We start from the raw sequence: 10,214 nt of genomic DNA on the forward strand, positions 1-10,214 counted from the left end.
ATGGAAGAGATAAAGATTTCAAACAGACAAATCGCGCTGATGGCTTTCGACCGGTTGCGCAAGGAAGACAAGACAGATTCCGCATTGAAACTCGCACGGTGTATGCTGCATGGCACAAGCATATCTCTTGGCATAGGTGATATCGACTGGGAGATAGACAGGGCAATACAGCAGTGCGGAGGAGTGCCAAGAACAGGATACAGATACACGGCTTATTTCCACTTCAACCGGAATACGGAAATGGCAAAGGAAATATATGACAAGATCGTGAAGGAACTGTATGGTTAGGAAACAACACGGAGGCGGCTTGAAGGCCGCTTCCGTCATTTATAACGGTATGTACGGGAAAAGGAATCCTGCCGTACACAGGTAACAGAAATGGATGAACAGAAAACATTGACATTGGATTTCATCAAATCCCTGATGGAACCGGCCTATACACTAATATGGACGGACTACAATGACAACCTTGACAATCATTGCGGACTGATTCAAAAATGCCTTGACAGCAAGAGCCGTGAACATTTGTGGGAAAAGGCAGACGAGTGGTACAGCGATGCCGAATGGGAGGCTGCCCGTGAGATTATTGCGAAACTGAAAGAGGAATGTACAGTATTCCATGACTTTGACGGGGAAGCGGTCGATGACTTCTTCGATGAATACGAAGATGAAATCCGTGACGAGATTTACAGCCGCAACGATTCGGACGTGGTGAAGGAATTGGTAAGGCACACGGACGACATTCCTATCCGTGTGGAGATGCTTTCCAACTATGACTGCATCAACTCCAACCGGTTTGAATCTCAAGGCGGTTACAGGTACGAGGAATCCTACTTTGGGGACATGGTGGACAGCCTGAACCTCAATCCGGCAAGAGTAAAGAAAATCCTGACAGAGCACGGCTACAGGGCTTACGGGCGTTTCCCGAACCGTAAGAACCGGAACGGCAAGGAGCAGGTTTCCTACGAACAATTCTACGAGGAACTTATCAATTCCTGCTGCGGGGAGAACCTGCTGACATACATCGGCAGGGTAAACCTGAAAGAGCTGTATGAAGCCGACTTTTCATTGAAAGAGATCGTTATCCCCAAAGGCAACTGTTGCGGACTTTTCAGTTCGACGTATGGTGGTGGAAGCCTGCTTGAAATGAAACTGAAACGGGACGTAAAGCTGAAATTGGAAGTCAAGGACTATCATGGTTTCCGCTTCCGGCTGGATGACGAACGTTCCAAATATGACTGTTCGGTCCGGCATGTATATGGGGTGGACGACTCCTTTTTCGGAGATGCGGTTCGCATTGTATCCTGATAAAATCAACTGATCAACAATCAAATCATAGAAGATTATGGAAAAATACGATGTAAAAGTAAGGTACATCTTCGAGGGTACTTACACAGTGGTGGCGGAAGACCGTGAAGAAGCGGAAAGCATGGTGGCGGAAGACTGCGGCCTGGTATTGGGCGGCAACATCCACACAACGCGGGATGACGATGAAGTGACGGACTGGAAGTTCGGTTGTCATCCGGACTTGCAGGTTCTCTCCGTAAAGCAGCGAGGCGGGAAATCCCCCATGTCGGTGTTCGGAGACAGGATCGAAGAACTGCGAAAAGACATCATCGAAGCGATACGGCAGTTGCTCCATGACCATGCCATGAACGCGATACGGTTTCCGGAAGAGGATTATGACCCGGTCTGGGTGATATGGTTTGGCAAGAACGGAGACCCCTACGAATGCAGGGTGACAGGACTCCGGGTAACGGACAGCAGCCTGACCGTCCTTGCCGAAGAAAAAGAAAGCGGTGATGAAGTGGAATGTTACAGCCCGTTCGAACTCGGAGCCAGCAACATCGACTGGCTTTCCGGAATGTATGAGGCTGTATGGCAGCAACTGGAAGAGAGCAAAAAAGTAGAACCACAAGCTGAAGAACAATGAAATATCAAGCGGAAAATGCTGTCTCCAGCTTCTTCTACTATATGTGGAACGCCTGGAGCAAGGAAGAATGCAAGGTCGTATTTGGAGATATGTACCGGCACTTCTGGGATAAATGGTCCGCATTGGCGGACAAGTCCATATTCGGCGCGGCGGAACGGTTCTTTGCCGAGTTATCGGAAAACAACCAGAAACTACTCGTGGAACGTGCCGTTACACTCTATGACGGCAGGGCTTTCAGAAAAGAGCCGGACGATTCCGACATCCTTGTCTGTAAAGAATGCGGTTCACGGCAGTTGGAAATCCAAGCATGGATAAACGCCAATACGGATGAACGTATCAGCTATGTGCATGATGACAATAACGGGCTGTGGTGCGATGGGAAATGGTGCGAAGAATGTGGCGTTCAGGTCTTTTTCTGTACTAAGGCGGAGTTCACACAAAAGATGCAGGGCTGGTGGGAGTCGTGCGGTTTTGAAACAAAGGAACAAATCACAGGGTTGAAAGTCTGTGACTCTCCGCCTTCCGAAAACACGCAGACATTCATTGATGCGGCAGACCAATGGTGGAACAGCCGGGACTACGAACATAAACGGGAAATTTACAACAGGTATAATTCTAAAAACGAATAATATGCAGATTAACATCATTGAACAGATTAGCAACTCATGTAGTTGCAGCCATATGGAAGCGCAGGAATACTTGGATTCTGAAATCCGGTACCTGCGCGAGTTGCAGGAGGCGGACGACCTGAGGGAAGATGACATCGAAATGGCGTGCAGCAACCTCGGACTTGACCTTGACAACCGGGAATATTTTATCAACCGCCTCGCAGGGGCATAAATACCTATAGCTATGGCTTATTTTCATAACATACATTCATTGGCGGACCTGAAGAAGGAATACCGCCGTCTGGCATTGCAGCACCACCCGGACAAGGGTGGTGACACTGCCATCATGCAACAGGTGAACACCGAGTTTGAAAGGCTCTTTGAAGTCTGGAAAGACAAACCGGATGTCTCTGCCGCATCAACCGGGTATGAACATGACTATTCGGGTGCCACGGCAAAGGAATATACCGAGTACGTGTATAATGAATACCGTTGGAAAGGTCGCAACTACAAAGGGCAACATGCCCCTGAAATCGTAGAACTTGTGAGAATCTGGCTAAAGGAAACCTATCCGAGATATAAGTTCTCCGTCAGACGGGAGAACTACAATTCCATTTACATCAAACTGATGAGTGCGGACTTTGAGGCGTTCACCAGGGAATCCGGCAAAGTACAGGATCATATCAACCACTACAACATAGAGCGGAACCCCGATCTTACAGACCGTGCCAAGGAGGTGATGCTGAATGTCTGTGACTTTGTCATGTCATACAACTTCGATGACAGCGATGCGATGACGGATTATTTCCATACCAATTTCTACCTGACATTGGCTATAGGGAGTTACCGGAAGCCTTACAAGGTGGAACTGCCGAAACTTGACTGCAAGGGGAAGGACAAGCCGGAAGTGTTCAAGCATCCCGAAGGTCCGGCACATAAGGCCATCAGGCAGGCGTTGGGCACAGCCCGCTTTGATTTCATCGAACACAGGAGGCATTCCGGCGAAATGATACTCGGAGAAGACCATTACGGCTCACACGGAGAGCATTATTTCTGGCCGAAGGATTATTCAAGCGCGAAACTGGCTCAGAAACGGATCGACAAATTGGAGAAAGCCGGTATTCGGTGCAAGCTTACCGGATATAACGGCGGTTACATTCGTTTTATCGGCTACACTCCCGAAGCAGAAGCGTTACTGGAGAAGGAACGCCAGGAATACATCACCGCCCATCGGCAATGGCAAACCAAACAGACAGTAATCAATTAAACTTATCAATATGGAACCGAACAATTTGAACGAATGGTGGGGCGGACAGCCCGACGGACTGAAACAGGCATTCTCTCTTTTTCCCGATGGACGGTGGAAAGAGGCGGACCTGTATTTGCGAATCAATATCCGTAACTACTGCCTCCTGAAAAAAGGAGGGCTGCTTCCCGAAGACAAGGACCGCTCGATGCTCAGCGAGATTGTCTGTGAGCTGGCCGATACGGAGCTGTGCCGTGCAAATGGAAAGACACTCGAAGACATGTGCGATACGGACGGGGCTTTTCTGGAAGAGTACCAGGAACTGTTCAACCGGATATACGATGAACTGGAAATGAGAATTACGGATTATATGAACGGACAATCAAAAAAAATGTAACAATGAAAGCAAAAGTGTTCAAGTACAAGTCTGACGGGAATACCGTCGTGGCTTCTTATATGGAACTGGAGCCGTATGCGAAGAATGTATATCTCTCCCTGTCAAGAAAGAACGAAGACGGGAATGAAGACGATGACTGTTTCCATGTGGTCTGCCGGATTGAAAACGTTTATTTTTCCAGCGGGCAGTATTCACGCCGGTTTCTCAAGGGAGAAGGTTGCAGAGAGGAAGCCGCCACCTATTGCAGGAACTGGATTGCGGATACGCTTCAAAGTGCGGAAAGAGGAGCCTTCGTCAATTTGATCTCCGTCCGCGTGTTCGAGGCTCTCGGACTTGACACCACTTCCCTGGTGCAAGCCCGTGAGGAGTATAAAAGAATACAGGAGCAGAAACGCAGGGAGCAGAAGGAGAAAGAGGCGGAAGAGCGCAGAGTGCAGGAAGAGCAACATCAGTGGCTGCTCAATGAACAGAAACGGAAATTCCTGGACGGGGAACGGATTACGGGAGAAATGTTCCTTGAAATCACCGGAAGGGACGGTTTTGACATCCATATCAGAACCAAAGGGACATTCAACAGGCATGTGAGGGGCATTGACAGGAACGGCACCGTCAGTTTCCGGAAAATCAAGGGCTGCCGGACTCCGGACTTTACCGGATGCCATAAGGCCGTGTCCGCCTATCTGGCGTTCATTACAGAAAAAGAGGGCAAATAATTAAATCCGGGGCGGTAACGGTCTGCTCCATGCAGCTGTTACCGCTACCGGCTTCCGGCCTCACAATTCACGGTTCAGCGCCATTGCCAGCGGAAACATCAACCGGTTATAGGCTTTAAGCTTTTGCAAATTCAGCACATATCCGGCATAGGGATTGGTCAGATCGGTATAGAAGAATACATCGGTAAATCCTGCGTGTTCCTCCACGACTTCACCCTCCAACGGAATCTCCTCCACATTGAACCGCTCCAGAGGCAGTTCTTCCAGACGGGTCTGTTCCGCATTTCCCAACACATTGAGGTTACGGTTAAACAGCACGAATCCTTTCTTCCTGTAATCCACACGCATACCGTACGGACGCTCCACAAGGAAAGCATCCGCCGCTTTCTTTATATAGTTTTCCATAAAACTGAAATTAGAATTGCAAAAATACATCTTTTGTCCGGCAATGGCGAACAAATCAGGAAGAGAATCGCCACAGACCATGCAAAGCACACTACCGTGTATTTTATTTCCCACCCTGCAAAGGTAGTCCCGTGTCCGGTGTACCCTGTCAAGGTCAGGCCCCTTGCGGGGTTGGCTGAAAGAAAATCATCCTCGCCTGACGGCTGCGGTATTTTCTTTCGCCAAACCTTGCGGGTACTGCCACGGGACAGTCAGGCAGGTGAGAAATAAAAATACCGGCTCCCGGAGCCGGACGTGTTTAACAGATAAAATACAATGAATCATGAAAATCCTGAATGAAGAACATTTCGAGAATGTTAAGCGTTATGCCGAATCCATCGGTGACACCTCACTCCGGAAATGCCTGGAACGGTTGAAGAGCTGGGAGGAAAATCCTGACTGTCCCAGCGAAATCTCACTCTACTATGACCATGCCCCATACTCGTTCGGCTTCACCCAACACTATCCCGACGGAAGGACAGGCATCGTGGGCGGTCTGCTCTATCACGGAATACCGGACCGTTCTTTCGCCGTGACACTACAGCCGTTCCATGGATGGCAGATACACACCTGATGAGAGGCAAACGACAGTATTAACTTTATAAAATTCAATTCAATATGGAAACGACATTGACAGTAATGGAAAGACAACAGCAGTTTGACTTCCAGAAAAACGGAATTGAAGTGATGAACTTCGAGACACTTCAACGCACCTATAAAGAAAATGACATCTACAACAATCCGGTGCAGGGCATCTACCATTACCAGGTCATCCGGCGCATGATGGACATCTGCGAGAAATACAATCTCGATTATGAGGTGGAAGAAATCTTCGCTGCCCAGAACAGAAACAAGACACAGTCGGGAGTGAGCATCCTCCCGCAGGTGGAACAGACACATGGCGAAAAAGCCGTGGAAGCCCATATCCTGCGCCGTATTTTCGCTACTATCCGGATCAGGGATTGGGAGACGGACGAGCTGACAACCACACTGGTCGTCGCCTACCACCAGGACGGCATACAGGCAGCCATAGGCCCCTGCGTGAAGATATGCCATAACCAGTGCATCCTCTCACCGCAGCGGAGCATCAGCAATTACGGGAAAAAGAAGGTGACAACCGATGAGCTCTTCGAAACCGTGGACGGCTGGCTGGCCAATTTCGAGGTGAACATGAACGAGGACATTGCAAGGATTCAGCGGTTGAAACGCCGGATTATCCCGATGGAGGAAATCTACCTGTACATCGGCTTGCTGACAGCCTTGCGCGTTTCCCATGACAGTTCGGACAGAAACCTGTCATCCACTGTAGAAACCTACCCGTTGAACCAGAGCCAGATTTCCATCTTCACGGAAGAGGTGCTGAAACTGGCCATGAGCAAGGGACAGATTACCGCATGGGATTTGTACAACGTGGCCACTGAAATATATAAGCCTGGAAAGACAGACTTCCCGGCCCTTATTCCACAGAACGGAGCCATGGCGGAACTCCTGCTTTCCCGTCTCTCTGAAGAGGTGGAAGTACAGGATGCCGTTCCGATAAACTGACATGCAAGCTTCTCAAGCCAAAGAAATAAGGGAGAACCTGACAGTGATAACAACTGAAAGATTCTCCCTTTTTCATTTACTCTTCAAAAAGCAGCATGAATTCCACCTTCCTTCTCCGTTCGATGCTCGGAACCACTTTTCCTTTATAGCACCTGAAAGAGACATATTCCTTGTAAATATTGCGGTCTCCCGACTCCAGCTTCTTTAACAGACGGCTTTTCGGTCTTTTTCCATATCCTTTTAATCTGTAGGGTCCCACATTATATGAAAGGACTGCTGCCAATAAAGAATCACGCCCCAGATAACTGAACATGCGGCACAGCTTACGGAGGTCTTCCCTCAGAATGGAGTCTCCCTGCGCTTTGGAGATGCTGTTGGTAAACCTCTCCCCGGGAAGAACCTTGTGACCCCACCCGACATAAGGCCAATGCTTTTTCTCTCCATGCCAGCCCTCGAATCGCTTGACACACTCGACCGCAAGACTGAACCTGTCCGGACTTGCCTTTACCGGATTCTCCGCCCTTGAAGGCATACCCGGAAAAAAGACCGTGGCGGAAAGTACCGCAAACCATATTGCTTTTAACTTCATCATAGGCAGGACCGGCTTAGTGTCCGACAATTGTGACCGGCAATTCCTTACTATCCGCAGTCACGACGGAATCCTCGTCCTCCGTCTCGTTGTTGAAGTCAAAAGTCAATTGGTAAAGCTGTGCCGGTTCGCTGTTGTCCTCAAAATAGATGTCAATTGTCTGCTGATCTTCGCATTCAGAAGTGTAGTATAACCTGAACACCTCCCTGTCAAGGGGATAGCGGTCATTGGGCAGCAGCACCATCCCGTCATCCATGCGGAGCGTACCCTTGCCGTCCGGCTGGAAATAGCGGATGGTGTAGCGGGCATCGGAAAAATGTCCTTCACGTTTGAGTTCACAGCGTATTTCCACCGTCTCGCCTTTTATTATACGTGTGGGAACAGGCATGTTCTCCACCTTGAACGGATAAGACTGCTGTACTTCCATTTCATCAGAACAGGCGGACAACAGCAAAACCGCCAGACCCAGGAACAGGACTGCCACCATTCCGGCCAATCCTCTTTTTTTATTCATTGCATTCATATTCTATCAGATTTTAATACGTTATACTTTATTCGACACTTACAGGAACTTATGTTGCAGGTATTCATTCAGGTCCTTGTAGCCTTTATACAAAGAGGAACAATCCACCAGTTTATCCGCATAGCGTTTGCGGAGTGCCTCCAGCGTGCGCCGTCCGGCTTCATCCCGATCCAGATAACAGTTGCCCCTCTCGTACCTGTCAAGAATAGGGAACGAGCGTTCCAGCAATGACACCGAGTTCAACACAAGATAGTCGTCTCCATATCCCAGACCGAGTTCCAGCCACGAAAGGCAGTCGATAAACCCCTCGAAGAGGTTGCATGTGTCCGAACCGTTATCCATCAGTGAAATGTCCTTAGGTGACAGGCTGGCCTTGAAAAACCGGTTGCGCAACTCGTATCCATCGCTGACATTCCTGAATCCGATGGCGAAATACCGTTTCCCGTGCAAGGTATATCTGACTTCCCGACAGTTCGGTACAGCCACATCGCTGCTAATGCCGCGTTCCGCCAGATATCGGAGCAGGACTCTGTTGTATAGAGGCCCGAAGCGTACATCCGTGAAACTCTCCTTCTTGAGGAGATCCTCCCTGTTATTCCCATCAGTGCGGGAAACGGTCTTGTGCTCGGGGGCGAGGCCGCCCCATGTCTCTGTGATGAACCTGGCCTGCGCCTTGAAATCCCCGCTGCCGATAAACTCCCCGGCAAGATTGAATATGTCACCTCCCTGCCCGGTGCCGAAGTCATGCCAGATTTCCTTTCGTACATTCACCTGGAACGAGGCGGTGCGTTCCTCCCGGTACGGGGCCAGATACCAGTATTCGTCACCCCGTCTTCTTGCCGGTTCATATCCCATCCTTGCCAGAAAAGCGGCGATAGGGATAGCTTTTATCTCTTCTATAGTCATAGATGTACAGTTTTAATGAATAATGAATTTGATTCCCAATCCGAATTGGGTTGTAAACAGATCCAGGGAACTTCCCCACAAGGCACGTTCCCGGATATTGGCAAGCAGGACAATGCGGTCTGTCAGGTAAGTCTCAAGTTCCAGGGTTATCGCACCGCCATAGACAAACGCATCCTTGGCGAGCAGCGTTGAGCCGTCATACAGCATCCTGTCTCCCCAATTCACGGTTTCATAGCCGGCCAGTGCGGAACCGCCGATGGAGAGAAAGACCGTCCTGGTCGGGTCCGACAGGAATTTCAGGTAATAGCCGCCTTCTGCCGTGAATTGTGCGCAGGGCACATTCACGTTCCGGTACCCGTAATTCCTCATCAGATACTCGGCACCGATGACCCAACGGTCGGCTCTTTTTGTATATCCTGAAACGGCAAATCCGGCATAATGATTCAAGGGGGATTTCGAGCCGTTCGCAAATCCTCCGCGCAGTTCCACGCCCTTCATTCCGGGCAGATACCGCTGGGCATGTGCCCACCCCGGGAACAGGGCAAGCGACACGGCTGTAACGAATAGAAACAGATACTTCTTCATGACTACTTCACTTTAAGTTCGTTTATAACTCTGGCTCTCACGATATCTTCACTTTCCACGGTGAAGGTCTGGTGCCTTCCACCGCTTTTCTCGTGCATTTCCACCACCAGCACCTTGTCCGAGGGAATGGTGAATTTGTCCAGGACGAAGACGGTGCGCCCGTCCTTTTTCCCTGCGACAGTTGTTACATAGTCGTAAGCACGCAAAGGAAATATCACCTGTTCCTGGATGGCGGTACGTTTCATCACCTTCTTGTCCACAATCTTGAATGTCACGAAATCCACTTCATAAGGTACGTTGGACCGGTTTCTGATTTGTGTATGAAAGTACAGCAGCCCGTTATGGGTGTAAAGACCGCGCAGCAGGTACTGGATGCCGAACGCCTTGCTCCCGATATGCTTGATGTGCCTTTTGTTGTCCTTGTGGACGGACTTCGAGATGAGATATACCAGTTTCGGAGACTCGCTGCCGAGTTCCTTCAGGTAAATGTCAAGGGCGTTGTTGGGACGGTTCACTTCGCTTCCGTCATGGATGAAATCCTTCATCTCGATGTTCAGCAACAACGGTTCTTCCGCATACTTTACATGTAGGCTCGGTAATGGACGCCTTGCCACCTTTCGGTGGTAGGTTTCCCATAACCTGCCCCCGAACCGTACGTGCAGGTCTCCCTGCATACGGCTCTCCACTGGTAATATCAGTTTATTTGTCATGTTCATGAATTTTGG

16 protein-coding genes are annotated in these 10,214 nt (G+C 49.5%); 10 read left to right on the forward strand and 6 right to left on the reverse strand.

Features of this window, described 5'->3' with window-relative positions:
• The 8 genes from H3001_RS03980 to H3001_RS04015 all read left to right on the forward strand — a co-directional run bounded on the left by H3001_RS03980 (position 1) and on the right by H3001_RS04015 (position 4,897).
• Positions 1–288 (forward strand): hypothetical protein, encoded by a 288-nt coding sequence (locus H3001_RS03980; protein ID WP_005647140.1) that lies wholly within the window; start codon positions 1–3, stop codon positions 286–288.
• A 90-nt stretch (positions 289–378) separates the two neighbouring features.
• Positions 379–1,308 carry a hypothetical protein gene (locus tag H3001_RS03985; RefSeq protein WP_181214130.1) on the forward strand — a complete coding sequence of 310 codons (930 nt, stop codon included), beginning with the start codon at positions 379–381 and terminating at the stop codon, positions 1,306–1,308.
• A gap of 37 nt (positions 1,309–1,345) precedes the next feature.
• Entirely contained in the window at positions 1,346–1,933 is a 588-nt protein-coding gene (locus tag H3001_RS03990) for a hypothetical protein (protein ID WP_181214131.1), read from the forward strand.
• Positions 1,930–2,562, forward strand: coding sequence for a hypothetical protein (locus H3001_RS03995; protein WP_005647136.1), 633 nt, complete (start codon positions 1,930–1,932; stop codon positions 2,560–2,562). The genes H3001_RS03990 and H3001_RS03995 overlap by 4 nt, the downstream gene beginning before the upstream one ends.
• A gap of 1 nt (position 2,563) precedes the next feature.
• Positions 2,564–2,773, forward strand: a complete 210-nt coding sequence (locus H3001_RS04000) for a hypothetical protein (RefSeq protein WP_181214132.1) — start codon at positions 2,564–2,566, stop codon at positions 2,771–2,773.
• Between the two features lie 12 nt (positions 2,774–2,785).
• Entirely contained in the window at positions 2,786–3,808 is a 1,023-nt protein-coding gene (locus H3001_RS04005; protein ID WP_181214133.1) for an LPD29 domain-containing protein, read from the forward strand.
• Between the two features lie 10 nt (positions 3,809–3,818).
• The gene (locus H3001_RS04010) at positions 3,819–4,184 is read left to right on the forward strand and encodes a hypothetical protein (protein WP_005647131.1); all 366 of its coding nucleotides are present in this window, start codon (positions 3,819–3,821) and stop codon (positions 4,182–4,184) included.
• Between the two features lie 2 nt (positions 4,185–4,186).
• Positions 4,187–4,897 carry a hypothetical protein gene (locus H3001_RS04015; protein WP_005647129.1) on the forward strand — a complete coding sequence of 237 codons (711 nt, stop codon included), beginning with the start codon at positions 4,187–4,189 and terminating at the stop codon, positions 4,895–4,897.
• A gap of 60 nt (positions 4,898–4,957) precedes the next feature.
• Here the strand turns inward: H3001_RS04015 and H3001_RS04020 are convergent, their stop codons facing one another.
• Entirely contained in the window at positions 4,958–5,302 is a 345-nt protein-coding gene (locus H3001_RS04020; RefSeq protein ID WP_005647127.1) for a hypothetical protein, read from the reverse strand.
• A gap of 322 nt (positions 5,303–5,624) precedes the next feature.
• On the opposite strand from H3001_RS04020, the gene H3001_RS04025 reads away from it, so the two are divergent.
• Positions 5,625–5,915 carry a DUF4120 family protein gene (locus H3001_RS04025; RefSeq protein WP_005647125.1) on the forward strand — a complete coding sequence of 97 codons (291 nt, stop codon included), beginning with the start codon at positions 5,625–5,627 and terminating at the stop codon, positions 5,913–5,915.
• 44 nt (positions 5,916–5,959) lie between these two features.
• Positions 5,960–6,886, forward strand: a complete 927-nt coding sequence (locus tag H3001_RS04030) for a DUF932 domain-containing protein (RefSeq protein ID WP_181214134.1) — start codon at positions 5,960–5,962, stop codon at positions 6,884–6,886.
• Between the two features lie 76 nt (positions 6,887–6,962).
• Here the strand turns inward: H3001_RS04030 and H3001_RS04035 are convergent, their stop codons facing one another.
• The 5 genes from H3001_RS04035 to traN form a co-directional block, all read right to left on the reverse strand.
• On the reverse strand, positions 6,963–7,478 hold the full coding sequence (locus H3001_RS04035; RefSeq protein WP_008779475.1) for a glycoside hydrolase family protein: 516 nt from the start codon (positions 7,476–7,478) through the stop codon (positions 6,963–6,965).
• 13 nt (positions 7,479–7,491) lie between these two features.
• Complete coding sequence (locus tag H3001_RS04040) at positions 7,492–7,998, reverse strand: DUF3872 domain-containing protein (protein ID WP_005644341.1); 507 nt, start codon at positions 7,996–7,998, stop codon at positions 7,492–7,494.
• Positions 7,999–8,037: 39 nt separating this feature from the next.
• Positions 8,038–8,904, reverse strand: a complete 867-nt coding sequence (locus H3001_RS04045; protein ID WP_181214135.1) for a toprim domain-containing protein — start codon at positions 8,902–8,904, stop codon at positions 8,038–8,040.
• A 12-nt stretch (positions 8,905–8,916) separates the two neighbouring features.
• Positions 8,917–9,489 (reverse strand): conjugal transfer protein TraO, encoded by a 573-nt coding sequence (locus H3001_RS04050; RefSeq protein WP_181214136.1) that lies wholly within the window; start codon positions 9,487–9,489, stop codon positions 8,917–8,919.
• A gap of 2 nt (positions 9,490–9,491) precedes the next feature.
• On the reverse strand, positions 9,492–10,214 hold a 723-nt coding region (gene traN, locus H3001_RS04055), incomplete at its 5' end, for a conjugative transposon protein TraN (protein ID WP_246368464.1).

The organism is Phocaeicola faecicola (assembly GCF_013618865.1).
Taxonomy (GTDB): Bacteria; Bacteroidota; Bacteroidia; order Bacteroidales; family Bacteroidaceae; genus Phocaeicola; species Phocaeicola faecicola.

Coding starts and splice junctions, on each gene's coding strand:
- H3001_RS04030 (WP_181214134.1), top strand. CDS start 5,960: ATGGAAACGACATTGACAGTAATGGAAAGACAACAGCAGTTTGACTTC.
- H3001_RS04010 (WP_005647131.1), top strand. CDS start 3,819: ATGGAACCGAACAATTTGAACGAATGGTGGGGCGGACAGCCCGACGGA.
- H3001_RS04005 (WP_181214133.1), top strand. CDS start 2,786: ATGGCTTATTTTCATAACATACATTCATTGGCGGACCTGAAGAAGGAA.
- H3001_RS04050 (WP_181214136.1), bottom strand. CDS start 9,489: ATGAAGAAGTATCTGTTTCTATTCGTTACAGCCGTGTCGCTTGCCCTG.
- H3001_RS04015 (WP_005647129.1), top strand. CDS start 4,187: ATGAAAGCAAAAGTGTTCAAGTACAAGTCTGACGGGAATACCGTCGTG.
- H3001_RS03990 (WP_181214131.1), top strand. CDS start 1,346: ATGGAAAAATACGATGTAAAAGTAAGGTACATCTTCGAGGGTACTTAC.
- H3001_RS04035 (WP_008779475.1), bottom strand. CDS start 7,478: ATGATGAAGTTAAAAGCAATATGGTTTGCGGTACTTTCCGCCACGGTC.
- H3001_RS04040 (WP_005644341.1), bottom strand. CDS start 7,998: ATGAATGCAATGAATAAAAAAAGAGGATTGGCCGGAATGGTGGCAGTC.
- H3001_RS03980 (WP_005647140.1), top strand. CDS start 1: ATGGAAGAGATAAAGATTTCAAACAGACAAATCGCGCTGATGGCTTTC.
- H3001_RS04025 (WP_005647125.1), top strand. CDS start 5,625: ATGAAAATCCTGAATGAAGAACATTTCGAGAATGTTAAGCGTTATGCC.
- H3001_RS04020 (WP_005647127.1), bottom strand. CDS start 5,302: ATGGAAAACTATATAAAGAAAGCGGCGGATGCTTTCCTTGTGGAGCGT.
- H3001_RS03995 (WP_005647136.1), top strand. CDS start 1,930: ATGAAATATCAAGCGGAAAATGCTGTCTCCAGCTTCTTCTACTATATG.
- H3001_RS04000 (WP_181214132.1), top strand. CDS start 2,564: ATGCAGATTAACATCATTGAACAGATTAGCAACTCATGTAGTTGCAGC.
- H3001_RS03985 (WP_181214130.1), top strand. CDS start 379: ATGGATGAACAGAAAACATTGACATTGGATTTCATCAAATCCCTGATG.
- H3001_RS04045 (WP_181214135.1), bottom strand. CDS start 8,904: ATGACTATAGAAGAGATAAAAGCTATCCCTATCGCCGCTTTTCTGGCA.